Origin of the sequence: Paracidovorax cattleyae (genome assembly GCF_900104515.1) — a bacterium.
In the GTDB taxonomy this organism is placed as follows: Bacteria; Pseudomonadota; Gammaproteobacteria; order Burkholderiales; family Burkholderiaceae_C; genus Paracidovorax; species Paracidovorax cattleyae.
Genome location: NZ_FNJL01000013.1, coordinates 136,573 through 161,356 on the forward strand (window position 1 = coordinate 136,573; position 24,784 = coordinate 161,356).

Sequence of the window (24,784 nt, forward strand, 5' to 3'; positions counted from 1 at the left end):
GCGCGCACCGCACGGCGCCCGCCTTCCCGACAACCACCGCCTGCCCGACCGCGCAGGCTCCCGGCCCCGCCCCTTCATCTTCCCGCCATGTCCGCTGTCTTCAATTTCACCTTCGTGCCCTGGTTCCGGTCGGTGGCGCCCTACATCCACAAGTTCCGCCACCAGACCTTCGTGATCGCGCTCACGGGCGAAGCAATCGCGGCCGGCAAGCTGCAGGCCATCGCGCAGGACCTGGCGATGATCCAGGCCATGGGCGTGAAGATCGTGCTGGTGCACGGCTTCCGCCCCCAGGTGAACGAGCAGCTCGCGGCCAAGGGACATGCGGCGCGGTACTCGCACGGCATCCGCATCACGGATTCGGTGGCGCTGGACTGCGCGCAGGAGGCGGCCGGGCAACTGCGCTACGAGATCGAGGCCGCGTTCAGCCAGGGCCTGCCCAACACGCCCATGGCGGGTTCCACGGTGCGCGTGATCTCGGGCAACTTCATCACCGCGCGCCCGGTGGGCATCGTGGACGGCGTGGATTTCAAGCATTCGGGGCTGGTGCGCAAGGTCGACGTGGCGGGCATCCGCCGCTCGCTGGAGATGGACGCGCTGGTGCTGATTTCGCCGTTCGGCTTCTCGCCCACCGGCGAGGCGTTCAACCTCACGATGGAGGAAGTGGCGACGTCCGTCTCCATCGCGCTCAAGGCGGACAAGCTCGTCTTCGTCTGCGAGGTGCCGGGCATCCGCACCGACCCCGAGCAGCCCGAGAGCGAGGACAACCCCATCGATACCGAACTGCCGCTGGCGCAGGCGCGGCAGATGCTGGCCCGCGTGCCCCCGGGCCAGAAGCCCACGGACACGGCGTTCTACCTGCAGCACTGCGTGAAGGCCTGCCACAACGGCGTGGAGCGCAGCCACATCATTCCGTTCGCGGTGGACGGCGCGCTGCTGCTGGAAATCTACGTGCACGACGGCATCGGCACCATGGTGGTGGATGAAAAGCTCGAGGAACTGCGCGAGGCCACGCCGGACGATGTGGGCGGCATCCTTCAGCTCATCGAGCCGTTCGAGAAGGACGGCACGCTGGTCAAGCGCGACCGCACCGAGATCGAACGCGACGTCGCCAACTACACCATCATCGAGCACGACGGCGTGATTTTCGGCTGTGCCGCGCTCTACCCGTACCCGGAGGCCGGCACCGCCGAGATGGCCGCCGTCACGGTGTCGCCGCAGAGCCAGGGCACGGGCGACGGGGAAAAGCTGCTCAAGCGCATCGAGCAGCGCGCCCGTGCCATGGGCCTGAAAAGCCTGTTCGTGCTCACCACCCGCACGATGCACTGGTTCATCAAGCGCGGCTTCCAGCCGGTGGACCCGGACTGGCTGCCCGAGGCCCGCAAGAAGAAATACAACTGGGACCGCCGCAGCCAGGTGCTGGTGAAAACGCTCTGACGTCTTCTCCAGGGGCCGATGTTCAGCCCCTGCCGCCTGCGGCAGCGCCTTCCAGGGCCCAGCGTGCGGCCAGCGCGCCGACCCGGGCGATCGCTGCATCGCGCTGCTCCGCAGGCGCCGGACTGCCCGTCAGGTAGCAGCTCACCATCACCGCGCCACGGTCCGGCGGCCAGAACAGGCCCGCGTCGTTGCTGGTGCCGCGCGGACCGGTGCCCGTCTTTTCGCCGATGCGCCAGCCCTCCGGCATGCCGGCCCGCAGCCGCCGGTCGCCCGTGCGGTTGCCCACGAGCCAGGCGAGCATGCGCGCGCGCGCCGCGGCGGAAAGCGCCTCCCCCCGGGTGACGGCCCATACCGTGCGGGCCATGGCACGGGGCGTGGTGGTGTCGCGCACCTCCCCGGGCGGCACGTCGTTGAGCGCCGGCTCCATGCGGTCCAGCCGGGTCTGGGAGTCGCCCAGCGAGCGCAGCCAGGCCGTGAGCGCGAGCGGCCCGCCCTGCGTGCCCAGCAGCAGGTTGGCGGCCGTGTTGTCGCTGAGCGTGACGGCCGCCTCGCACAGTTGCTCCACGGTCATCCCATCGCCGTCCACGTGGCGTTCCGTCTCGGGCGAATATTCCATCAGGTCGGATTTGCGGTAGGTGATGCGGCGGTCCAGCCGCTCCTGCCCCTGGTCCACGCGCCGCAGCACATGGGCCGCCAGCACCAGCTTGAAGGTGCTGCACAGGGGAAACCGCTCGTCGCCCCGGTGCGCGCCCTGGCGCCCCGTGGCCATGTCGAGCAGCGCCACGCCCAGGCGTCCCCCGACCGACGCCTCGATCTCCTGCACCGCGCGGGCGAGCGCATCCGCGCCGGAACCCATGGATTTCCTGCCCCCGGCCCATACATCGGGCACCCACGGCGCAGCCGCCCCACACACTGCCGCCACCATCCACGTCCTTCTCGGCATCGCCATTTCTTCACTCCGTTGTTGAACAATGGCCGCAACGATATCGGCCCGCACGGCCGGTGACCATCGACAATAATTGGCATCTTCCCCCAGAAAAACTTCACCCCTCGCCCCATGCACCTGCCGCTCAATGCCCTGCGGGCGTTCGAAGTCTCGGCGCGGCACCTGAACCTCACCCGCGCGGCGGAAGAGCTGCACGTGACGCAGACCGCGGTGAGCCAGCACATCCGCAACCTCGAAGAGCGCCTGGGCAAGCCGCTGTTCCGCCGGCTGCCGCGCGGGCTGGCGCTCACCGATGAAGGGCTGGCGCTGCTTCCGGCGCTGGCCGACGCGTTCGGCCGCATCGAGCGCGCGCTGGCGCAGTGCAGCGACACGCGCCCGCGCGAGGTGCTCACCGTGGGTGCCGTGGGCACCTTCGCCGTGGGATGGCTGCTGCCGCGGCTGCAGGCGTTCCAGCAGCAATGTCCGTTCGTGGACCTGCGCCTGCTCACCAACAACAACCGGGTGGACCTCGCGGGCGAAGGGCTGGACTGTGCCATCCGCTTCGGCGACGGCGCCTGGCACGGCACGGAGTCGGATCGCCTGCTGGAAGCGCCCCTCACGCCCATGTGCTCGCCCGCGCTCGCCGCCCGGCTGCGCGCGCCGGCCGACCTGGCGCGGGAGTCGCTGCTGCGCTCGTACCGCGCCGATGAATGGGCCGCCTGGTTCGGTGCCGCGGGCGTGGCCTGCCCGGTGGTGCGGGGCACGGTGTTCGACTCGTCCCTGGCCCTGGCCGAAGCGGCAGCGCAGGGTGCGGGCGCGGCCCTGCTGCCCGCACGCCTGTTCGAGCGCGAATTGCGCCAGGGCCGGCTGGTGCGGCCGTTCGGCCACGAGATCGCGCTCGGGGCCTACTGGCTCACGCGCCTGCGGTCGCGCGCCGCGTCGCCCGCGCTCACGGCCTTCCGGGAATGGCTGCTGCAGGCCTGCGCCGTGGGCATGGCGCCGTAGCCCCGGCTTATCATCCCCGCCCCATGCCCGAGATCCTGACCGCCGCCCTCTACCACTTCGCGACGCTGCCCGACTGCGATGCGCTGCGCGCGCCCCTGCAGGCCGAATGCGACCGCCACGGCGTGCGCGGCCTGCTGCTCCTGGCCCCGGAAGGCGTCAACGGCACCATCGCCGGTACGGAGGACGGAGTTCGGGCGGTGCTGGCAATGCTCCGTGCCCAGCCGCCGCTGGCCGCCCTGCGGCACAAGGAAGCCTGGGGCGACCGCATGCCCTTCTATCGCATGCGCGTGCGGGTCAGGCGCGAGATCGTCACCCTGGGCGTACCCGGCGTGGATGCGGCCCGCGATGCCGGCACCTACGTGAAGCCCGGGGACTGGAACGCGCTCATCGATGACCCCGAGGTGGTGGTGATCGACGTGCGCAACGGCTACGAGAGCGCCATCGGCAGCTTCGCGCGTGCCGTGCGGCCCGAGACCCGGAGCTTCACCGAATTCCCCGCCTGGGTGGAGGCGCAGACCGCGCCTGGCGGACTGCTGGCCGGCAAGCCCCGCGTGGCCATGTTCTGCACCGGCGGCATCCGCTGCGAGAAATCCACGGCGCTGCTGCGCATGCAGGGGTTCGGCGAGGTCTATCACCTCGAAGGCGGCATCCTGCAGTACCTGGAAGACGTGCCCGCCGAAGGCAGCCGCTGGGAAGGCGACTGCTTCGTATTCGATGAGCGGGTCTCCGTGTCCCATGGCCTCGTGCCCGGAAGGCACCAGCACCTGTGCCGTTCCTGCCGCATGCCGCTCGGCCCGCAGGACCTGGCCTCGCCCGACTACCTGCCGGGCGTGCGATGCCCGCACTGCCACGGCACGCGGCCCGCCGGGGAAGAACGCGCGCTGGCAGAGCGGGAGCGGCAGATGGCGCTGGCCAGGCAGCGCGGCACGGAGCACCTGGGCGCCCGCCTGCGCACGCCGCACCGTGCCGGCCAGGATGCGGGCCTCGCTGCGCAGGGGCATGGCCTCGGGCCCATCGAATCCGGCACCTTCCTGCCGGTGCTCTACAGCTTCCGCCGGTGCCCATACGCCATCCGGGCGCGCATGGCGATCGCCGCCAGCGAACAGCGCTGCGAATGGCGGGAAGTGGTGCTGCGCGACAAACCGGCCGCGCTGCTGGCGGCTTCGCCCAAAGGCACGGTGCCCGTTCTGGTGCTGCCCGGGGGCCAGGTGCTGGAGCAGAGCCTGGACATCATGCGGTGGGCGCTGACGCGCCATGACCCCCAGGGCTGGCTGCAGGCCGGCGAGCCGGACGATGTGGAAGCGCTGATCGCCTCCTGCGACGGCCCGTTCAAGCAGGCGCTGGACCGGTGCAAGTACCCTGAACGCCATCCGGAGGTGCCACCGGGAGCGGCGCAGTCACAGGCCCGGGAATGGCTTGAAGGCCTGGAGGACAGGCTGGCACGCGGTGCATTCCTGTGCGGAAACCGCGCCTCTTTGACCGATGTGGCGCTCATGCCCTTCGTGCGCCAGTACGCGGCCATCGACCGCACGAACTGGGACTCCCGGCCCTGGCCGCGCCTGCAGGCGTGGCTGGTGGCATGGGAGAGTGGAGCGCTCTTCGAACAGGTGATGCACAAGGCCCTGGCGTGGCGCGAAGGACAGGAAGCGCGGTACTTTCCGCCCGGACCGGTCAGCGACAGCGCCGCTTGAGGGCTGCCGACCGCGCCCGGCAGGGCGCTGCCAATGCACGGACCGCAGGATTCAGCGGCCCGGAGAAGCTCAGGCTGCGGAAAAACCGCCGCGGCTGCGGCGCGGAGCACGCACCAGCATCGCCAGAAGCACCAGGGCCATCACGACGAAGCAGACGAAGGACCAGTTCGCGATGCTGCCGCCCAGGAAGGTCCAGTCGATGGCGGCGCAATCGCCGGAGCCGCGGAAGATCATGGGAATGGCGCGGCTGATCGGAAAGTTCTCGATCATCCCGTAGAAGTCGCGTCCGCAGGTGGCGATCTCGGGTGGATACCACTGCAGCCAGCTCTGGCGTGCCGCCACGAAGGCGCCGAATCCGGACAGCAGCAGCGCCAGCACGCCCCAGGTCATCCACCAGCCGCGGCCGCCGCGCAGGCTGCCCAGGCCCGTGAACACCGCCACGCCGATCAGCGCGTAGCGCTGGACGATGCACATCGGGCACGGCTCGAGGCCGACCACGTGCTGCAGGTACATGCCGAAGGCGAGCATCGCGATGCAGGCCGCGGAGATGAGGGCCAGCACGCGGCGCGGTGCGGCATCCAACCAGTTCGAAACCATGGAATCCTTGTCCTTGAAAACCCGGGCGCCGAAAGCGGCACCCGGCAAGGATGCAGCACGTCAGATGCCCGCGGCGTGGTCCAGAAAAACGCGGGCGCGGCGCGGCGTCACCACCAGCGTTTCGCCCTCCCTGAAACCCGCCTCCCGGAACTGCTGCGCCGGTATCTGCGCTTCGATCAGGGCCTCGGGCTCCGCATTGTCCGCTGATTTGTGATCGGTATCCGGGATAAGTTCCAGGCGTGCGATCGGGCCGACCACGATGGCGCGGGACAGCTGCGCCACGATGCCGCGGGGGCGGCCGTCTGCGCCCACGCCCTGCCCCGGCGAGTAGCGCTCCACGTCCAGGTCGTGGGGGCGCACATAGGCGAAGGCGGCGGCATTCTGGGCGGAGGCATGCTCGGGCGAATCGATGGCCATGCCCTCCACGTGCACCAGGCCCTCGTGCGCGCGGCCGCGGAACAGGTTCACGTCGCCCAGGAAGCCATAGACGAAGGGGCTTGCCGGCTGGTCCCAGACCTCCTGGGGGGAGCCGCTCTGCTCGATGCGGCCCTGGTTGATGACCACCACGCGGTCGGCCACCTCCAGGGCCTCCTCCTGGTCGTGCGTGACGAAGATCGAGGTCACGTGCAGTTCGTCGTGCAGGCGGCGCAGCCAGCGGCGCAGTTCCTTGCGCACCTTCGCGTCGAGTGCGCCGAAGGGCTCGTCCAGCAGCAGCACCTTGGGCTCGACGGCAAGCGCGCGCGCCAGGGCGATGCGCTGGCGCTGCCCGCCGGACAGCTGCGACGGATGGCGGTCGGCCAGCCAGTCGAGCTGCACGAGCTTGAGCAGGTCCGTCACCTTCTGGCGGATCTGCGCCTCGGACGGGCGCTCGGAGCGCGGCTTCACGCGCAGGCCGAATGCCACGTTCTCGAACACCGTCATGTGGCGGAACAGCGCGTAGTGCTGAAACACGAACCCAACGCCGCGGTCCCGGACGTGCACGTCGGTGGTGTCTTCCCCGGAGAAGTGGATGCTGCCGGTGTCGGGCGTCTCCAGCCCAGCGATGATGCGCAGCAGCGTGGTCTTGCCGCAGCCGGAAGGCCCGAGCAGTGCGATGAGTTCGCCGGACTGGATGTCCAGGCTCACGTCCCGCAGGGCCTGGAAGTCGCCGAACTGCTTGCTGATGTTGCGGATTTCGATGCTCATGTGTGTCTCCCGGTCCTGGATCAGCGGGTCGTCGTGGCGGAAGCGGCCGGCGCGATGGGCGCCCTGGGCGTGGAAACGGGGCGCTCGGGCGGAAGCTGGGCGGCGGCCTTGCGCTCCTGGTCGCTGCGCCACTCTGCGAAGGTCTTGATCACCAGGGTGACCAGCGCCAGAAGGGCCAGCAGCGAGGCCGCCGCGAAGGCCGCGACGGACTGGTATTCGTTGTAGAGAATCTCGACGTGCAGCGGGATGGTGTTGGTCTGCCCGCGGATGTGCCCCGAGACGACCGACACGGCGCCGAATTCGCCCATGGCGCGCGCATTGCACAGGATCACGCCGTACAGCAGCCCCCACTTGATGTTGGGCAGTGTCACGTGCCAGAAGGTCTGCCAGCCGCTCGCGCCCAGCACGATCGCGGCCTGCTCCTCGTCGCTGCCCTGGGCCTGCATCAGGGGAATGAGTTCGCGCGCAATGAAGGGGAACGTGACGAATACGGTCGCCAGCACGATGCCCGGCACCGCGAAGATGATCTTGATGTCGTGCGCGGCCAGCCACGGGCCCAGCCAGCCGTTGGCCCCGAACAGCAGCACGTACACCAGCCCGGCCACGACGGGCGATACGGAGAACGGCAGGTCCACCAGCGTGGTGAGGAAGGCCTTGCCGCGGAACTCGTACTTGGCGATGGCCCAGGCCGCCGCCACGCCGAAGACGAGGTTGAGCGGCACCGCGATGGCGGCCGTGATGAGCGTGAGGCGGATGGCGGACCAGGCATCGGGCTCGCGCAGCGCATCCAGGTAGGCGCCGACACCCTTGCGCAACGCCTCGGTGAACACGGCCGCGAGCGGCAGCACGAGGAACAGCAGCAGAAAGGCCAGCGCGACCCCGATCAGCGTCCAGCGGACCCAGGGGGCTTCGGTGGTGCCGGCCTGGGCACGGCGGACAACGCGTGTCGGATGGTTGTTCATGGGCAATCTCCAAAGCGCACGGCACCCGTTGCAGGCACGGCACAGGCCAGGACAGCCGTGGAACGGGATTTGTCCGGCCACTGGCTGCGTCCCCCTTGGTGGGAAGGCGCGAAGCGACTCAGGGGAGACATCACTGGCTCTTGCGCTGCCAGGCCTGCAGCGCGTTGATGACGAAAAGCAGCGCGAAGGAGATGACCAGCATCACCACCGCCACCGCCGTGGCACCCGCATAGTCGTACTGCTCCAGCTTGCCGATGATGATGAGGGGCGTGATCTCGGACACCATGGGCATGTTGCCGGCGATGAAGATCACCGAGCCGTATTCGCCCACCGCGCGCGCGAACGCCATGGCGAAGCCGGTGAGCAGCGCGGGCGTGATGGAGGGCAGGATGACCTTGGTGAAGATCTGCCACCGGGTCGCGCCCAGGCTGGTCGCGGCCTCCTCGAGTTCCTTCTCGGCATCCTCCAGCACGGGCTGCACGGTGCGGACCACGAAGGGCAGGCCGATGAAGATCAGGGCGATGACGACGCCGGCGGGCTTGAACGCGAGCTGGATGCCCAGGGGCTCCAGGTACTGCCCCACCCAGCCGTTGCCGGCCAGCAGCGCGGTGAGCGAGATGCCCGCCACGGCCGTCGGCAGCGCGAACGGCAGATCGACCAGGGCATCGACGATCTTCTTGCCGGGGAACCGGTAACGCACCAGCACCCAGGCGATCAGCAGGCCGAGCACGAGATTGACCAGCGCAGCCAGGAAGGAGGCACCGAAGGTGAGCCGGTAGGACGCCAGCACGCGGGGCGCGCTGATGGCCGTCCAGAACTGGTCCCAGGTCAACGTGAAGGTCTTGAAGACCAGCGCCGAGAGCGGGATGAGCACGATGATGCTCAGATAGAAGAGCGTGTAGCCCAGCGTGAGCCCGAAGCCGGGCAGCACGCGGCGGGCGCCGCCGCTCCGGGCACGGCCGGTCGCGGGCGCCCGGGCGCCCGGGGAGGAGATGGCCGCGCCCATGGATCAGCGACCGCCGGGGGTGTAGAGCTTGTCGAACTGGCCGCCGTCGTTGAAGTGCACCTTCTGCGCTTCGCCCAGCGATCCGAAGTACTTGGCGACAGTGAACTGCTTGACCGGCTTGAAGACGTCGGCGTGCTTCTTCAGCACGGCTTCGGAGCGCGGGCGCAGGGCGTGCTGGGCCGCGATCTCCTGGCCTTCGTCGGAATACAGGTAGTCCAGGTAGGCCTTGGCGAGGTCGGCCGTCCCCTTCTTGGCCACGGTGCGCTCCACCACGGCCACCGGGTTCTCGGCGACCACGCTCACCGACGGATAGACGGCATCGACCTTGCCCTTGCCGAACTCGCGCTCGATGGACAGCACCTCGGACTCGAACGTGATGAGCACGTCGCCCGTGTTGCGCTGCAGGAAGATGCTGGTCGCGTCGCGCCCGCCCTTGCCCAGCACCGGCACGTTCTTGTAGAGCTTGCCCACGAACTCCGCCGCCTGGGCATCGGTTCCGCCCTTCTCCCGCACGGCACCCCAGGCCGCCAGGTAGGCATAGCGGCCGTTGCCGCCCGTCTTGGGGTTCACCACCACGACCTGCACGCCCGGCTTCACCAGGTCGTCCCAGTCCTTGATGTTCTTGGGGTTGCCCTTGCGCACCAGGAAGAGCATGGTGGAGGTGGTGGGCGAGGCGTCGTTGGGGAATTTCTTCGCCCAGTCCTTGGCCACCACGCCATTGTCCGCGAGGAAGTCGATGTCGGTGGTGGTGTTGAAGGTGACCACGTCGGCGGCGAGGCCGTCGTTCACCGCGCGGGCCTGCGCGCTGGAGCCGCCGTGCGCCTGGTCGATGCGCACGTCCTTGCCGGTGGTCTTCTTGTAGTGGGAGACGAAGGCCTGGTTGTAGTCCTTGTAGAACTCCCGGGCGACATCGTAGGAAACGTTGAGCAGCGTGGCCGTCTGCGCGGAAGCCACGCCTGCGGTGGCGGCGAGGGCCAGGGCGACCAGCAGGGTCTTGAGTCTCGTCCGGGAATTCATGTGTGCGTCACCCAGGTTGTCTGTGAATGCAACCTATTGTGAACGTCCCTGCTTCCAACTCAAAAGAATAGATTCTTGTTAATTAATCAGCATGGCGCATAAAGCACCACTGAAGAGCACCGGTGCGTCAGGCTGCAGAGCGCACCGGCTCCACCCCGCCGGCCCCCCAGGCCAGGTCTTCCGCCAGGGAATGCAGCAAGGCCCAGCCGAGCGGCCACTCGCCGTACCCGGAATCCACATTGATATGCCCCGCCTGCTGCAGGCGGACGAATTCGCTGCCCCAGGCCCGCGCATAGGCACCGGCCAGGCGGATGGGACAGTAGGGATCGTTGCTGCTGGCCACCAGGATGCTGCGATAGGGAAGCGGCGCGTATGGCACGGGAGCGAAATCGCTGAGCACGGCCCGGCGCTCGGGGTCGGCGGGCGCTACCAGCAGGGCGCCCGCCACGCGGGACTGGGCCTGCGCACCCATGTGCGCCGATGCAATGCAGCCCAGGCTGTGTGCGACGAGGATCACCGGATCGGGCGCCTCCAGCACGGTGCGCTCCAGGGTCCGTACCCACGCTTCGCGCGTCGGCGTGATCCAGTCGTCCTGCACGACCCTGCGTGCCCCGGGCAGGCGGTCCGCCCAGAGCGTCTGCCAATGGCCGGGACCGGAATCCCGCCAGCCCGGCACCACGATGACGGTGCGGCCGGTGACGGTCATGGCCGCCTCCGTGCGAGGGGAAATGCGTGTGTGGCCAAGGCCGCCAGAAAAAGATGGCAGGGATGCTGCCTACACGGAGGTTCGCTGTGGGGGACTGCTGCAGCCATGGGCATCGCTCCTTTGCATGCACGAATGGAACGATTCTGGGCGGACAGTTATAAAACCCAAACGAATATCTGGTTCTGAATTTATGAATATCTCATCTATTCAATCGCCCTCGCGGCGGTCAGCCGCGTGGCGCAGCAGCACGAAGATCTGCCATTGGGCAGCAACCAGGGCGAGGTAGGCGAACAGCTCCGCCCACTCCTCCACGACCACCGCGCGGCCCTGCAAGAAGCTTGGCACCGGAATGCCCAGATGCCCTTCGGCATAGGTGCTGAGCGTGGCGGCCAGCAGCAGGATGGCCAGTTCGGCCCATGCGAACTGAGGGGAGCGCAGCAAAGCGGGAACCGCGCGCAGAACCCGCGAGCGCACGAGCATCCAGGCGCACCATGCGAGTACGAGGAGCGCCAGCGGCGCCACCGCGGGCTTGTACCAGAGCACCGAGGACGAATAGACCGGCCCCTCCGCGGAAAAGCCGATCGGCGGCAACAACGCGGCGCCCCAGCTGAGTTCGCGGGCCGCCAACAGGCACCAGATGGGCGCCGAGGCCATCGCGAGCCCCTTCGCCGCCAGGCCCAGGGGGCGCCCGGCGATGTACCCGCGGGCGGCCAGCAAGGCCATGCAGGCACCCGCCAGCAGCACCACCACCTGGACATCTTCCAGCAGGCCGTTCTCCCAGCCGGCGGAAACGGGGAGGATGGCCGCGGCGGCCCCGCTGAGCGCCAGGCCCAGCAGCATCAGGGCCAGCCAGAGCCGGCGCCACCGGACGGATTGCGGGGGAACGTGGAACGTCACCGGGGAGGAGGAAGCAGCGGTGTGCATGGGCGGGCGATGGGCTGGCAGGAAGGCCCTGCGTGGCAGGGGCATGGGCACGCGTGCGGCGGGGCCTGCAGACTCCGCGGCCCCGATACCGGGGATACCGCTGCGCGTAAGTGACTTACCTGAGAGTCCAGAAAGTGACTCGTCAGTTACAGCCCAGTGTACGGCAAGCGTGTAAAGCCTGTGTAATGCAACGCTTGCAGGAGTCAGGCGGTCCGCGTACCGCCGCGCCGGCAGACCACTTCGTTGTGCCCGGGAACGGTCTCTCCCAGGAAGTCGAGAAAGCGCCGCACGGCCGGAGCCAGGCCGCGGCGCGAGGGGAACACCGCATGCACGACGCCGCGCGGAGTGGACCATTCGGGCAGGATGCGGACCAGGCGTCCCTCGCCCAGTTCGGCCTGGCACATGTAGTCGGGGAGCCAGCACAGGCCGGTGCCGGCGATCGCGGCGAACTTGAGGGTGAGCAGGTCGTCCGCCACGTAGCGCGGGTTGAGCTGCACCACCTCCTCGCGGCCGTCCGGCCCGACCAGGCGCAGGCTGGCGCGGCCGTCCATGGCGGACATCACCATGCTGTCCATCCGCGTCAGCTCGGCCAGGGTAGCCGGCGTGCCCTGGCGGGCCAGCAGGGCCGGACTGGCGACCAGCACCTGCCGGACGTCGTCCAGCCGCTTGACGACCATGCTGCCGCTGTCGTCCAGGTTGGGACGCACGCGCAGCGCCACGTCCACGCCCTCCTCCACCAGATCGACGGCCCGGTTGGTGATCTGCATCTCCACCCGGACCTGGGGATGGCGCTCCAAAAAGATCGGCATCAGTTCGCCCAGCACCGTCTGGGCGAGCGTGACCGGGCAGCTCACGCGCACCGTGCCGCGCGGCTCCGTCTGGACCTCGGCCACCGCATCGGAGGCGGCCTGCGCGGCCTCCCGCACCGCCTGGCAGTGGCGCAGGTAGGACTCGCCGATCTCCGTGAGCGACAGCTTGCGGGTGGTGCGCTGCAGCAGGCGCACACCCAGTTGCGTCTCCAGGTCGGACACGCGCCGTGACAGCCGGGATTTCGGAATGCCGAGTGCCCGGCCTGCGGCGGCAAAGCCACCCCGCTCCACCACCTCGGCGAAATACAGCATGTCGTTCAGGTCTTGCATGGCCATAGCTCCTGATCATCGTCTCATGGATGGAACGATCTATCGTAATTGCTCCGACTTATCAATGCATCCACCACGCCACACAATTCAATCAACGCCACATGACGTGGCTTTCCTCGACCCCAGGAGAAATTCCATGCAACTGCTGCACATCGATTCCGCCATCACCGGCAACGCATCCGTTTCGCGCCAACTGACCGCCAAGACGGTGGAGGCCTGGGTGGACGTCCATCCCGGTACCAAGGTGCAGTACCTCGATCTGGTGGCGCAGGCCCCGGGCCACTTCACCATGGATGCCATGGCTCCCCGCACGGGTCAGACCGACGGGCTCAGCGCGTCGCAACTGGCCGAAAACGCCGTGTCCGAATCGCTGGTGAGCCAGTTCCTCGCGGCCGACGTGGTCGTGGTCGGCGCACCCTTCTACAACTTCGGCATCCCTACGCAGCTCAAGGCGTGGATCGACCGCATCGCCCAGCCCGGACGCACGTTCCGCTACGGAGCCAGCGGTCCCGAAGGCCTGGCGAAAGGCAAGACGGTGATCGTCGTGTCGTCGCGCGGCGGCGTGTATTCCACGAGCGATGCCGGCCGGGCGCTGGAACACCAGGAAAGCTACCTGCAGACGGTGTTCGGCTTCTTCGGCATTACCGATGTGCGCTTCGTGCGGGCCGAAGGCGTGGCCATGGGCCCGGACGCTCGCACCCAGGCGCTCGCGAGCGCCGATGCCGACATCCGGACGCATGCCGCCGCCCTGGCTGAAGCGGCCTGACCACTGCGCCTCGGCCTGCCGGCGAAAATGCGCCACCGGCAGACACCGCCGCCAGGCAACGCAGCGGCACGGACGAGGCACTCACTTGCGTCAGGCCTGCGCGTGGCGGCGCACCCAGGCCGCATATTTGTCCATCCAGGTCTGGATGAACTGCCGGCTCGACTCGCCGATGCTCCCATCGTCGGCGAACAGGCCATCCTTGGCCTGGATGAAGGCTTCGGGCTGGCCGAGCGTGGGAACGTCGAGGTAGGCCAGCACATTGCGCAGGTGCTGCTGTGCGAGCGCGGTGCCGATGGCGCCGACGGAGACACCTATCACGCCCGCCGGCTTGCCGCCCCAGACGCTCTGCCCGTAGGGGCGCGACGCATGGTCGATGGCGTTCTTGAGTACGCCGGGAATGGAACGGTTGTACTCGGGGGTGACGAACAGCAGGCCCTGGGCCCTGGATATCTCGGACTTCAGCCGCAGCACGGATTCGCTCTGGTGGCCGTCGTCGTCCTGGTTGTAGAGCGGCAGGTCGTCGATGCGCACCTGGGTGAGTGTGAAATCGGGCGGTGCCAGCCCGGCCAGCGCATCGGCCATGCGGCGGTTGAACGAATCCTTGCGCAGGCTGCCCACGAGGACGGCGATGGTGTATTGGCTCATGGAAACTCCTTGAGATAGGGAATAGCGACGGAAACGGGCGCGCGCTGTGCCATCGGCGAGCGCGACGGTTTGCATCATCACGCCCCATGGCAGGCGCGCCTGTCAGGCAAGCGCGCATTCACGGGGCATCAGCGCCGGCTTCCGCCGCCCGCCGGCCGGCCTGACCCGCGTCGGCGCCCTCAGCGCCGGGCGGCCAGGCGCTCCACCACGCCGACCAGGCGGTCGATCTCCTCGAAGGTGTTGTAGAACGCCAGCGAGGGCCGCACGGTGGCCTCCACGCCGAAGCGGCGCAGGATGGGCTGCGCGCAATGGTGGCCCGTGCGCACAGCGATGCCTTCCCGGTTGAGCGCATCGCCCACCTCGGCGGTCGTGTGCCCCGCCAGCACGAACGACATCACACTCGCCTTGTCGGCGGCGGTGCCGATGAGGCGCACGCCGCGCACGCCGCCCAGCGCGCGCATGCCGTACTCCAGCAGCTCGTGCTCGTAGCGCGCGATCGCCTCGATGCCGATGCGCCCGACGTAGTCGATGGCCGCGCCCAGGCCCACGGCGTCCGCGATGTTGCCGGTGCCCGCCTCGAAGGTGTTGGGCAGGGGCTGGTAGACCGTCTTCTCGAAGGTGACGTCGGCGATCATGTTGCCCCCGCCCTGCCAGGGCGGCATCTCCTCCAGCACCTCCCGCCGGCCCCACAGCGCTCCGATGCCGGTGGGGCCGAAGACCTTGTGGCCGGAGAAGACGAAGAAGTCTGCGCCGATGTCCTGCACGTCCACGCGCATGTGCGAGACGGACTGCGCGCCGTCCACCAGCGCGCGGGCGCCCGCGCGGTGGGCCATCTCCACGATCTGCCTGACGGGCACCACGGTGCCGAGCGCGTTGGACACCTGCGTGACCGCGACGATCTTCGTGCGGCTGTTCAGCAGCTTCTGATACTCGTCCAGGCGGACCTGGCCGCTGTCGTCCACGGGGATCACGCGCAGTTTCGCGCCCTTGTCGGCCGCGAGCTGCTGCCATGGAACGATGTTGGCATGGTGTTCGAGGTGGCTGACGATGATCTCGTCGCCCTCGCCCACGTGCCGTTCGCCCCAGCTCTTGGCCACGAGGTTGATGGCCTCGGTGGTGCCACGCACGAAGATGACCTCGTTCACGTCCGGCGCATTCAGGAAGCGCCGCACGCGTTCGCGCGCACCTTCGTAGGCGTCCGTGGCGCGGGCGGCCAGCTCATGCGCGGCGCGGTGGATGTTGGAATTCTCGTGCTCGTAGAAGTGGCTGATGCGCTCGATCACCGCGCGCGGCTTGTGCGTGGTGGCGGCGTTGTCCAGCCAGGCCAGCGGGCGGCCGTTCACGCGCTCGGAAAGGATCGGAAAATCGCGCCGCACCGCATGCACGTCGAAGCCACCGCCGCCGGTGGAGGCCCCGGGCACGGCCGGCGCTGCGTGCCGGGACGGATGCGCCGGCGTCACGTAGCCGTCGGGGAGCGTGACCGCATCCACGAAGTAGAAGCGCGGCTCGGACGAGGGCACCGCTTCCCGGGCAGCGGATGCCGGGGCAGCTTGCGGAACGTCGGGTACGGCGAACGGAAGGCGGGACAGCGCGTCCAGCCCCTGCCCGGAGGCGCCGGCGGAGCCCGGGTGGGTGAAATCGCTGAAGTAGTACGGCGATGCCGCCGCGGACCTCGCGGCGGGCTCGCCCACCGGTGCGACACCGGTCAGCGCGCTGCCGGCGCGCGGCTCATAGGCGGGAACGGCGGCGAACGCATGGTCCGGCACCCCGTTGCCCGCCTGGGCATGGGGCACCAGGGCCGGCGCGCGGTGGGCCAGCGACGCCAGCGGCGTCGGCGAAGCCGGCAGCAGGTTGCCGCCGGGCACCAGTCCCTGCGGCAGGAAGGTTCCGGGCACGCCCGGCGCCAGCCCGGCGGGGCTGGCCAGGGGAGAGCCCGCGGGTGCCACGTTCACCGGCGCCTGCACGCCCGGCACCGCGGCCGGTGGCTCCTGCCCGGGCAGCGCGCTGAAAAGCGCGTTGGCCATGCGGGCCAGCTGCGCGGCGTCCAACGGCGGCGGCGCCCCGTCGGCCACGCCGGGCAGGAGGGAAGTCGAAGGGGAAGGGATCGCCATCGGTGCGCCTCCGCCGCTCACTTGTAGGTGTCCGGATAGTCGTGGTAGCGGTTCACCTCCACGTCGTCGAGCACGGCCAGTGCGTCGGGCGTGAGCACCGCGAGCGAGCAGTAGAGCGAGATCAGGTAGGAGGCGATCGCGTGGTTGTTGATGCCCATGAAGCGCACCGAGAGCCCGGGGCTCTGCTCGCCGGGCAGGCCCGGCTGGAACAGGCCGACCACGCCCTGGCGGCGTTCGCCCACACGCAGCAGCAGGATCTTGCTCTTGCCGTCCGCAACGGGCACCTTGTCCGACGGGATCAGCGGGATGCCGCGCCAGGTGATGAACTGCGAGCCGAACAGGCTCACCGTGGGCGGCGGCGTGCCGCGGCGCGTGGCCTCGCGGCCGAAGGCGGCGATGGCGAGCGGATGGGTCAGGAAGAAGGCAGGCTCTTTCCAGACCTTGGTGAGCAGCTCGTCGAGGTCGTCCGGCGTCGGCGCACCCGTGAGCGGGAAGATGCGCTGCTCTTCCGCCACCTGGGCCAGCAGGCCGTAGTCCGGGTTGTTGATCAGCTCGCTTTCCTGGTTCTCCTTGATGGTTTCGATCGTCAGGCGAAGCTGTTCCTTCACCTGGTCGTGCGGGCTGCTGTAGAGATCCGAGATGCGCGTGTGCACGTCGAGCACGGTGGAGACCGCGTTCAGGAAGAACTCGCGCGGATGCTCCTCGTAATCGACGAAGGTGCGGGGAAGCTGGTTCTCCTCCTCCTTCGCGGTGCACGTCACCTTGATGGATTCAGGGTTGCGGACGCGGTTGAGGCGGTAGATGCCTGCCTCGACCGGCACCCACTGCAGCAGGTGGGTGAGCCAGCGCGGGCTGATGGTGGAAAGCTGCGGCGCGGTCTTGGTGGCGTTGGCCAGTTGCCGTGCTGCGTTGTCGCCGAGTGCGGTGGTGCCGCCCAGTGTTGCCGACATGTCTGAGACTCCCGTGGTTCGTGCCAGTGATGGAAAACCCCTGGAGTGTCCCGGCCGGCACTGTCGGGCTCAACAGGCTATAGCCGTCAATCGGCCTCGTGCCCGGGCCGTGCGCTGGCGACCGCCTCGCCCCGCAGAATCAGCGTGGAGGCCGGCACGGCCAGCGATTGCGCGAGCTTGGAGACGGTGGCCAGCGACGCGACGACCGTGCCCCGCTCTATCTCGCCCACATAGGACCGGTCCAGGTCGGAGCGCTCGGCGAGCCGCTCCTGCGACCAGCCCAGCGACATGCGCGTCTGCCGTACCGCGATGCCGAAGCTCCTGACGAAATGCCCGGTCATGCGTCCCCCCTGCCCGCCGGCTCGTGCGCGGAAGCGCTCTCGCGGGCGCTCGCCTGGGTGATGTGCGCACCGGCCGGCACATCGCGGGTGACCCACACATTGCCGCCGATCACCGCGCCGCGCCCGAGCGTCACGCGGCCGAGGATGGTGGCACCGGCATAGATGACCACGTCGTCCTCCACCACCGGATGGCGCGCCAGCCCCTTGCGCGGCCGCCCTTCGGCGTCGGTGGGAAACCGCTTGGCGCCGAGCGTCACGGCCTGGTAGAGGCGAACGCGCTCGCCGATGACGGCGGTTTCGCCGATCACCACCCCGGTGCCGTGGTCGATGAAGAATCCCGCGCCGATGCGCGCGCCGGGATGGATGTCGATGCCCGTCTGCGCGTGCGCCAGTTCGGACACCATGCGCGCCAGCAGCGGCAGGCCCAGGCCGTAGAGCCCGTGCGCCAGCCGGTGGTGGATCATGGCCAGCACGCCGGGATAGCAGAGCAGGACCTCGTCCACGCTGCGCGCAGCGGGGTCGCCGTGGTAGGCGGCGAGCACGTCCGAATCCAGCAGGCGCCGGATGCCGGGCAGCGATTCGGCGAAAGCGCGCGCGGCATGCAGCGCCGCCGGTTCCATGCCCTCCTCCACGGGCCTGGCGCCGGCATGCCGGGCACCGTGGCGCAGTTCGAGGACCACCTGCCCGTGCAGCGCCTGCAGGGCCGCGTCGAGCTCATGGGCGACGAAGATGTCTTCGCTTTCCGGACGCAGGTCGTGCGGGCCCAGCCGCAGGGGGAAGAGCGCGCCCTTCAGTTGCTCCACGATGCGCGCCACCGCATCGCGTGAAGGGAACTCGCGGCTGGCGGGTTCCTGTTCACGGTTCTGCGCTTCGCGCCATTCGCTGCGGGCAGAGTGCAGCTGCCGGGCGATGCCGGCGATGTCGAAAGTGGCCATGGGCAGTCTCCGGAGCGTGCCGCGTCAGTCCTGCACCCAGGGCAGGCCATGGAAGCGCCAGCCATCGCTGCCGCCGCGGTGCTCCAGCGCGTCCAGTTCGCCCTCGAAGCCTTCGAGCACATTGAACACCGTGCCGAACCCGGCCTGCGCCGCGGCCTGCGCCGCCAGGGCCGAGCGCTTGCCGCTGCGGCACAGCAGCAGCGCCACGGCGTTGCGCCCGCCGTAGGGCGCCAGCCGGGCCTCGAGTTCGCGCACGAAGCGCGGATTGCGCGTAAGGGCCGTTCCGGTGGCCCAGGGAACATGCAGCGAACCGGGCACATGGCCGACGAATTTGCGCTCTTCGGCGGAACGCACGTCCACCAGCACTGCAAGGCCCTGCTGGTGCAGCCGCCAGGCCACCGGCGGAGCGACCCCGCCCGCGTGCGGCAGCCCCGTGGCCTGCGCGTGTTCGCGCGCGTCCTCGAGTTCGGGCGGCAGTACGGCATCGACAAGGGCGGCGGATGACATTGGATTCTCCTGTAATTGGGGGTGTGGAACGCCAGCTTTCAAAGGGCGCGAACGCCCGCTGTCGTGCCACTGTATGGTCCGCGCATCGGAACCCAAAATAATAAAAAATTAAAACTTCACAACAAAATCATCCATCAAAGCACCGGCAGGAACCGCCTCAAGCCGGCATCCGCCATGCGAAAAAGCCGCATGCGCCCCACGAGGCTGCATGCGGCTTTCCCGGCATGGCGCGCCCGTAACGGGCCGCCATCGCCGCACGCCAGGGCCCTGCTTACCAGCCGGCGAGCACCGCGCCCTTGAACTGGGTGTCGATGTACTGGCGCACCTCGTCGGAGTGGTAGGCCTTCACCAGCTTGGCCACCCAGGGCTTGTCCTTGTCGACCTCGCGCACGGCGATGATGTTCACATAGGGGCTCTTGGCGCTTTCCTGGGCAATGGCATCGGTCTTGGGATTGAGTCCCGCAGACAGCGCGAAGTTGGTGTTGATCGCGGCGGCATCCAGGTCGTCCAGCGAACGGGCGAGCTGGGCGGCGTCCAGTTCCACGAACTTGAGCTTCTTCGGATTGGAGGTCACGTCCAGCGGCGTGGCCTTGAGGCCGGCGCCCTCCTTGAGCTTGATGAGGCCCTTGTCCTGCAGCACCAGCAGCACGCGGCCGCCGTTGGTCGGGTCATTGGGAATGCCGAAGCGCGCGCCTTCCTTCAGGTCTTCGAGCTTCTTCACCTTCTTGGAGTACAGCCCGATGGGGAAGTTGACCGTGTAGCCCGCGGACACCAGCTTGTAGCCGCGGTCCTTCACCTGGGCGTCGAGGTAGGGCTTGTGCTGGTAGCTGTTGGCGTCGAGATCACCGGCCGACAGCGCCGCATTGGGCTGCACGTAATCGCTGAATTCGACGATCTGGATCTTCAGGCCGTCCTTCTCGGCCACTTTCCTGACCTGCTCGAAGATCTGCGCGTGGGGGCCGGCGGTCACGCCGACCTTGAGGGGCTTGTCCTGGGCCATGGCGCCAGGCGCCATCAGCAGGGCGATCGACGAAGCGATGAGGGAGCGGAGCAGAAAACGCTTGTTCACGGAAGTGACTTTCCATTCGAAATGTATGAAGGCGGATCGTATCTGCACGGCTCCATTCCGCCAAAGAACAGGTTGTCATTTCTTCATGCCGGAAGCCCGCCGGCCGCGTTCAAAAATCCACCCGGGGAACACCCTGATCCGGTTGCGGTGGCGCTGTCAGCTTCCACAAAGCCTGGCTTCCTCACATGCGTGCATGGATGCCCCCGCCATCTGCTCCGCCACGCTCTGCGCGAATCCGGTGGAACGCACGCGCCGGCGGCACGGTGGTGAGCGACGTGCGCAGGCGGTGCGATGCGATGGAATGCACCTGGCTCCATCTGGACAGCGCGCCCGCGCCGGGCCGGGACGGGTTGCCGGCACGCACCGGCGTGCAGGACCCGCACGTCACCGACCTGCTGCGGCGACTACAGGCAGACGCACTGGCGGGCATGCCGCTGGGAACTGCCTGTGTGCAGCCCTCGCGCTCACGCCGGCGAGCGATCTGCGCGGACGCTGCGGGAACGGCGCCGGCCACGAACGTCAGGCAGCGCCCGCCAGCGGCCCGCGGCTGCTCGGGCAGGGGGAGCGCCTGCGGCTCTACATCGGCCAGCACATCGGGCAGCCCATTTCCGTGGCCGAGATGGCCTGCACGGCCGGCTACAGCACGCACCATTTCGCCCGGCTGTTTCGGCAAACTTTCCAGAAGTCGCCGTCTGGGACCCACGCCGGGCGAATTCCGCGCGGGGCGGGCGTGCAACGCACGCGCCGCCCCACTGGCTGGCGACGCACGGAGCCGGCGTCGGCCCCGCTTCCGTCAGCGGTGGCTCAGCCGGCGCACCGCCCAGTCGCCCAGGCTCTGCACGGCCTGCACGAAGAAGATCAGCACGACCACCACGGCCAGCATGATGTCCGGCAGGAACCGCTGGTAGCCGTAGCGGATGCCCAGGTCGCCCAGCCCGCCGCCGCCGATGGCCCCCGCCATGGCCGAGTAGCCGGTCAGGCTGACGAAGGTGATGGTGAGACCCGCCACGATGCCGGGCAGCGCCTCGGGCAGCAGCACCTTCCAGACGATCTGGGAGGTGGTCGCGCCCATGGCCTGGGCGGCCTCGATCAGGCCCGGGTCCACCTCGCGCAGCGAGGCCTCGACCAGCCGGGCGACGAAGGGCGCCGCAGCGATGGTGAGCGGCACCACGGCCGCCGCGGTGCCGATGGACGACCCGGTGATCAGCCGCGTGAACGGAATGATGGCCACCAGCAGGATGATGAAGGGCGTGGATCGCACGGCGTTCACGATCCAGCCCACGGTCTTGTTGACGGGGCCGTTCTCCAGCACCCCGCCGCGGTCGGTCAGGCGCAGGAATACGCCCAGGGGAATGCCGATCAGCGCCCCGACCACGCCCGAGATGCCCACCATGACGAGCGTCTCCCACAGCGAGGTGGCGAACAGCTCCAGCATCATTTCCGTAAAGTTCTCGAACATCGCCTCAGCCTCCCGCTTGGACTTTCACTTCGTCCACCACCACGCCCCGGGCGCGCAGCTGCGCCACCGCCGCCGCCAGGCGGGGCGGCTCGCCGCTCGCATATACCGCGAGGGAGCCGAAGGTCTGGCGCTGGATCTCGTCGATCTGGCCGTGCAGGATGGACAGGTCCAGGCGGTGCTCCCGGATCAGCCCGGAGAGGATCGGCTGGTAGGCCCGCTCGCCCGAATACGACAGGCGCAGCAGCTCGCCCGTCTCGCCCTCGGGCAGTTGCGCGGCCAGGTGGCGCACGTGGTCGAGCACGCTGGCGGGCAGCTCCTGCGGGACGATCTCGTCGATCAGGCTCTTGGTGATGGGCTCACGGGGCCGGGTGAACACATCGAGCACCGGGCCGATTTCCGCGATGCGGCCGGCATCGATCACGGCCACGCGGTCGGCGATCTGCTTGACGACCTGCATCTGGTGGGTGATGAGCACCACCGTCAGGCCGAGCTCTTCGTTCACCTGGCGCAGCAGGGCCAGGATGGAGCGCGTGGTTTCCGGATCCAGCGCCGAGGTGGCCTCGTCCGAGAGCAGCACCTTCGGCCGGCTGGCCAGCGCCCGGGCGATGCCCACGCGCTGCTTCTGCCCGCCGCTGATCTGCGCCGGGTAGCGGTCGGCGAGGTGCGACAGGCCCACCAGTTCGAGCAGCGGGTTCACGCGCTCGCGGATGGCCGCCTTGTCCATGCCGGCCAGTTCCAGGGGCAGCACGGCATTGCCGAACACCGTGCGCGAGGACAGCAGGTTGAAATGCTGGAACACCATGCCGATGTCCCGGCGCGCGGCGCGCAGTTCGGCGTCGCCGAGCTGCGTGAGGTCGCGGCCCGCCACGATCACCTCGCCGGCCGTGGGGCGGTTGAGCAGGTTGATGACGCGCACCAGCGAGCTCTTGCCCGCGCCGCTGCGCCCGATGATGCCGAACACTTCGCCCGGCTGGATGTGCAGGTCGATACCCCGCAAGGCTTCCACGGGCCCGCTCGGCCCCTGGTAAATCTGGGTGATGCCCCGTAAGTCGATCATGGCGATGCGATCCCTTGTTTTTCCGGCGGCAGGCAGCCCGGGGCTGTCGCGTGGGAGCAGGATCGGTTCTGGAGAAAAAGGAAACGGTGAAGAGAAAAAGGAGCACCGCGCCGTGGGCGGCACCACTGCGGTGCAGCGGGCGCGGAACCCGCGACTCTACGGCCTGTGCAGCGGAATGCCAAAGAACCAGAGGTTCGATGCAAGGACGCCGCGGTTATGAGGGAACGCATTGTGCAACACCCGGCCCGTCCCGCCGCCGCGGCGGGGTTTCGCGGGCGGGCGGCGGTGCACGCGCTCAGCGGCCTGGCGCGCCCACCATGTCCAGCACCTTCTGCACCAGAGCCTGGGCGTCGAACGGCTTGACGATCAGTTCCATCCGGTGGGTGGCCAGGAAACCGGAGTCCATGGCCGCCTGCTCGGCATAGCCCGTCATGAGCAGCACCAGGATGCCGGGCAGGCGCTCGCGCGCGAAGTCCGCCACCTGCCGGCCGTTGGGCCCCGGCAGCCCCACGTCCGACACCAGGAGGTCGAAGTGGATCGCGCCAGACAGCATCGCCATGCCCTCGGCCCCCGTGCGGGCCGACATCACCTGGAAGCCGAGGTCGCGCAGCAGTTCGCAGACGAATTCGCGCACCGTGGCGTCGTCCTCCACCACCAGGACCGAATCCGGACGCTTGCCCGCCTCGGCGCTGTCCAGGCTGGCCGGCGCCTCGTCGCTGGCCCGTTCGGACGAGCGCGGGAAGTACAGCGACACGCAGGTGCCGCGCCCTTCTTCGCTCTCCAGCGCCACGGCGCCGCCCGACTGGCGCATGTAGCCGTAGATCATCGAGAGTCCCAGCCCGGTGCCCTGGCCGATCGGCTTGGTGGTGAAGAACGGATCGAAGGCCAGGTCCAGCACCTCCTTGGACATGCCGTGGCCCGTGTCGCTCACCTGCACGCGCACCAGGTCGCCCGGCGGCAGCCCGAGCGCCTCGCGCTCCTGCGGCGGCAAAGCCTGCGATCCGCCGAGGTTGCCCGCGGTGATGCGCAGCCGGCCGCCCTCGGGCATGGCGTCGCGGGCGTTGATGGCGAGGTTGAGCACCGCGCTTTCGAGCTGGTGGACGTCGGTGAGCACCGGCCAGAGCGCTTCGGGAACGTCGATGTCCAGCCGCGTGTTCTCGCCGCAGGTATTGGCCAGCATGGGCTCGAGATTGCGGATGGAGGCGGCGACATCGACGGGCCGCACGTCCAGCGGCTGCCGCCGGGAGAAGGCCAGCAGCCGCTGCGTGAGCGCGGCGGCGCGACGGGCCGACGACAGGCCGGCCTCCACGTAGCGGGGAATGTCGTCCATGTGGCCGCGCGCATGGCGCTGGCCGATCAGCTGCAGGGGCAGCACCACGCCCTGCAGCATGTTGTTGAAGTCGTGCGCGATGCCGCCCGTGAGCTGCCCGATCGCCTCCATCTTCTGGCTGTGCCGCACGCGCTCCTGCGATTGCAGCAGGGCCTCGGTGCGGGCGCGCTCGTCGGTCACGTCGCGGCCCACGGCCTGCACGAAGCCGTCGCCGGGCACCGCTGTCCAGTCGATCCAGCGGTCGGCCCCGCTGCGGTGGCGAAAGCGCAGCGTGGCCTGGTGGCGCACGGCCTCGGCCAGGCGCTGCACGTCGCCCGGCACGCGCACGGCCTCGTCGTCGTGGATGAAGGTGAGGATGCGCCGGCCGATGGTCTCGTCCTCGGAGTAGCCCAGCGTGGCCTGCCAGGCAGGGTTGACGGCGGCGATGGTGCCGTCGAGCCGCGTCACGACCAGCATGGCGTCGGACAGCAGCCACAGCCGGTTGCGATCCGCCGTGCGGTCGGCCACCTGCTGCTCCAGCGTGGCGGCCAGGTCCTGCAGCCGCTGCTGGGCCAGGAACTTGCCGGTGGTCTCGACCACCGTGTCCATGAAGCCCACCACGGTGCCGGAGCCGTCGCAGACCGGGCTGTAGCAGAAGGTGAAGTAGGCCTGCTCGTCGTAGCCCTGGCGGCGCACCACCAGCGGGAAGTCTTCCAGGAACACGGAATCCCCGGCGAGCGCGCGCTCGGCCAGCGGGCCGATCGTCTCCCACGCCTCGGCCCAGACAGCGTAGAAAGACCGGCCCAGCGCTTCCGGCTTGGCCCCCAGGATGACGCGGAAGGCGTCGTTGTAGATGGAGACCATTTCCGGCCCCCAGGCCAGGCACTTGGGGAAGCGCGACGCCAGCACCATCTGCACCGCCACCCGCAGCGCCTCCGGCCACGACTCCATGGGGCCGAGCGGCGTGGAGGACCAGTCGTGCCTGCGCACCCGCTCGCTCATTTCGCCGGCGGTCCGCAGAAAGTCGGAATGCATGGGGGAAGG

22 protein-coding genes and 2 pseudogenes are annotated in these 24,784 nt (G+C 69.1%); 5 read left to right on the forward strand and 19 right to left on the reverse strand.

Annotated features, from left to right (window positions below; translation table 11 throughout):
* Positions 1 to 87 precede the first annotated feature (87 nt).
* Complete coding sequence (gene argA / locus BLR05_RS12775; protein WP_092834832.1) at positions 88 to 1,434, forward strand: amino-acid N-acetyltransferase; 1,347 nt, start codon at positions 88 to 90, stop codon at positions 1,432 to 1,434.
* A 22-nt stretch (positions 1,435 to 1,456) separates the two neighbouring features.
* On the opposite strand, the gene bla is transcribed toward argA, so the two are convergent.
* Complete coding sequence (gene bla, locus BLR05_RS12780; RefSeq protein WP_279616008.1) at positions 1,457 to 2,377, reverse strand: class A beta-lactamase; 921 nt, start codon at positions 2,375 to 2,377, stop codon at positions 1,457 to 1,459.
* Between the two features lie 114 nt (positions 2,378 to 2,491).
* Between bla and BLR05_RS12785 the strand changes: the two genes are divergently transcribed.
* The gene (locus tag BLR05_RS12785) at positions 2,492 to 3,364 is read left to right on the forward strand and encodes a LysR family transcriptional regulator (RefSeq protein ID WP_092834834.1); all 873 of its coding nucleotides are present in this window, start codon (positions 2,492 to 2,494) and stop codon (positions 3,362 to 3,364) included.
* Between the two features lie 23 nt (positions 3,365 to 3,387).
* Positions 3,388 to 5,055, forward strand: a complete 1,668-nt coding sequence (gene trhO / locus BLR05_RS27615) for an oxygen-dependent tRNA uridine(34) hydroxylase TrhO (RefSeq protein WP_092834835.1) — start codon at positions 3,388 to 3,390, stop codon at positions 5,053 to 5,055.
* A gap of 69 nt (positions 5,056 to 5,124) precedes the next feature.
* Here trhO and BLR05_RS12795 read toward each other — a convergent pair whose 3' ends face one another.
* The 8 genes from BLR05_RS12795 to BLR05_RS12830 all read right to left on the reverse strand — a co-directional run bounded on the left by BLR05_RS12795 (position 5,125) and on the right by BLR05_RS12830 (position 12,591).
* The gene (locus tag BLR05_RS12795) at positions 5,125 to 5,652 is read right to left on the reverse strand and encodes a disulfide bond formation protein B (protein WP_092834870.1); all 528 of its coding nucleotides are present in this window, start codon (positions 5,650 to 5,652) and stop codon (positions 5,125 to 5,127) included.
* A 60-nt stretch (positions 5,653 to 5,712) separates the two neighbouring features.
* A complete protein-coding gene (locus BLR05_RS12800) occupies positions 5,713 to 6,837 on the reverse strand; it encodes a sulfate/molybdate ABC transporter ATP-binding protein (protein ID WP_092834836.1) in 1,125 nt (374 codons plus the stop codon).
* Between the two features lie 20 nt (positions 6,838 to 6,857).
* The gene (gene cysW, locus BLR05_RS12805) at positions 6,858 to 7,799 is read right to left on the reverse strand and encodes a sulfate ABC transporter permease subunit CysW (protein ID WP_092834837.1); all 942 of its coding nucleotides are present in this window, start codon (positions 7,797 to 7,799) and stop codon (positions 6,858 to 6,860) included.
* A 130-nt stretch (positions 7,800 to 7,929) separates the two neighbouring features.
* On the reverse strand, positions 7,930 to 8,805 hold the full coding sequence (gene cysT, locus BLR05_RS12810) for a sulfate ABC transporter permease subunit CysT (protein ID WP_092834838.1): 876 nt from the start codon (positions 8,803 to 8,805) through the stop codon (positions 7,930 to 7,932).
* A gap of 3 nt (positions 8,806 to 8,808) precedes the next feature.
* A complete protein-coding gene (locus tag BLR05_RS12815) occupies positions 8,809 to 9,822 on the reverse strand; it encodes a sulfate ABC transporter substrate-binding protein (RefSeq protein ID WP_092834839.1) in 1,014 nt (337 codons plus the stop codon).
* Positions 9,823 to 9,949: 127 nt separating this feature from the next.
* The gene (locus tag BLR05_RS12820; RefSeq protein WP_092834840.1) at positions 9,950 to 10,528 is read right to left on the reverse strand and encodes an RBBP9/YdeN family alpha/beta hydrolase; all 579 of its coding nucleotides are present in this window, start codon (positions 10,526 to 10,528) and stop codon (positions 9,950 to 9,952) included.
* 207 nt (positions 10,529 to 10,735) lie between these two features.
* Entirely contained in the window at positions 10,736 to 11,452 is a 717-nt protein-coding gene (locus BLR05_RS12825) for a hypothetical protein (RefSeq protein ID WP_092834841.1), read from the reverse strand.
* 203 nt (positions 11,453 to 11,655) lie between these two features.
* Positions 11,656 to 12,591, reverse strand: a complete 936-nt coding sequence (locus tag BLR05_RS12830) for a LysR family transcriptional regulator (RefSeq protein ID WP_092834871.1) — start codon at positions 12,589 to 12,591, stop codon at positions 11,656 to 11,658.
* 136 nt (positions 12,592 to 12,727) lie between these two features.
* On the opposite strand from BLR05_RS12830, the gene BLR05_RS12835 reads away from it, so the two are divergent.
* Positions 12,728 to 13,357 carry an FMN-dependent NADH-azoreductase gene (locus BLR05_RS12835; RefSeq protein ID WP_092834842.1) on the forward strand — a complete coding sequence of 210 codons (630 nt, stop codon included), beginning with the start codon at positions 12,728 to 12,730 and terminating at the stop codon, positions 13,355 to 13,357.
* A 90-nt stretch (positions 13,358 to 13,447) separates the two neighbouring features.
* Here the strand turns inward: BLR05_RS12835 and BLR05_RS12840 are convergent, their stop codons facing one another.
* The 7 genes and pseudogenes from BLR05_RS12840 to BLR05_RS12870 form a co-directional block, all read right to left on the reverse strand.
* Positions 13,448 to 14,002, reverse strand: a complete 555-nt coding sequence (locus tag BLR05_RS12840) for an NADPH-dependent FMN reductase (RefSeq protein ID WP_092834843.1) — start codon at positions 14,000 to 14,002, stop codon at positions 13,448 to 13,450.
* 179 nt (positions 14,003 to 14,181) lie between these two features.
* Entirely contained in the window at positions 14,182 to 16,113 is a 1,932-nt protein-coding gene (locus BLR05_RS12845; protein ID WP_092834844.1) for a family 2A encapsulin nanocompartment cargo protein cysteine desulfurase, read from the reverse strand.
* Positions 16,114 to 16,130: 17 nt separating this feature from the next.
* The gene (locus BLR05_RS12850) at positions 16,131 to 17,063 is read right to left on the reverse strand and encodes a family 2A encapsulin nanocompartment shell protein (protein WP_053845390.1); all 933 of its coding nucleotides are present in this window, start codon (positions 17,061 to 17,063) and stop codon (positions 16,131 to 16,133) included.
* Positions 17,064 to 17,132: 69 nt separating this feature from the next.
* Positions 17,133 to 17,404, reverse strand: a pseudogene (locus BLR05_RS12855) (helix-turn-helix domain-containing protein).
* Complete coding sequence (gene epsC, locus BLR05_RS12860; RefSeq protein WP_092834845.1) at positions 17,401 to 18,339, reverse strand: serine O-acetyltransferase EpsC; 939 nt, start codon at positions 18,337 to 18,339, stop codon at positions 17,401 to 17,403. The pseudogene BLR05_RS12855 and the gene epsC overlap by 4 nt, the downstream one beginning before the upstream one ends.
* 24 nt (positions 18,340 to 18,363) lie before the next feature.
* A complete protein-coding gene (locus tag BLR05_RS12865; RefSeq protein ID WP_092834846.1) occupies positions 18,364 to 18,846 on the reverse strand; it encodes a rhodanese-like domain-containing protein in 483 nt (160 codons plus the stop codon).
* 271 nt (positions 18,847 to 19,117) lie between these two features.
* Positions 19,118 to 19,861, reverse strand: coding sequence for a MetQ/NlpA family ABC transporter substrate-binding protein (locus BLR05_RS12870; RefSeq protein ID WP_244160095.1), 744 nt, complete (start codon positions 19,859 to 19,861; stop codon positions 19,118 to 19,120).
* 355 nt (positions 19,862 to 20,216) lie between these two features.
* Here BLR05_RS12870 and BLR05_RS27620 point away from each other — a divergent pair.
* Positions 20,217 to 20,597 (forward strand): annotated as a pseudogene (locus BLR05_RS27620) (helix-turn-helix transcriptional regulator); the annotation flags it as partial.
* Between the two features lie 111 nt (positions 20,598 to 20,708).
* On the opposite strand, the gene BLR05_RS12875 reads toward BLR05_RS27620, so the two are convergent.
* The 3 genes from BLR05_RS12875 to BLR05_RS12885 all read right to left on the reverse strand — a co-directional run bounded on the left by BLR05_RS12875 (position 20,709) and on the right by BLR05_RS12885 (position 24,775).
* Positions 20,709 to 21,374, reverse strand: a complete 666-nt coding sequence (locus tag BLR05_RS12875; RefSeq protein ID WP_011795636.1) for a methionine ABC transporter permease — start codon at positions 21,372 to 21,374, stop codon at positions 20,709 to 20,711.
* A gap of 4 nt (positions 21,375 to 21,378) precedes the next feature.
* Positions 21,379 to 22,431, reverse strand: a complete 1,053-nt coding sequence (locus BLR05_RS12880; RefSeq protein WP_092834848.1) for a methionine ABC transporter ATP-binding protein — start codon at positions 22,429 to 22,431, stop codon at positions 21,379 to 21,381.
* Positions 22,432 to 22,726: 295 nt separating this feature from the next.
* On the reverse strand, positions 22,727 to 24,775 hold the full coding sequence (locus BLR05_RS12885; protein WP_225978880.1) for a hybrid sensor histidine kinase/response regulator: 2,049 nt from the start codon (positions 24,773 to 24,775) through the stop codon (positions 22,727 to 22,729).
* Positions 24,776 to 24,784 lie beyond the last annotated feature (9 nt).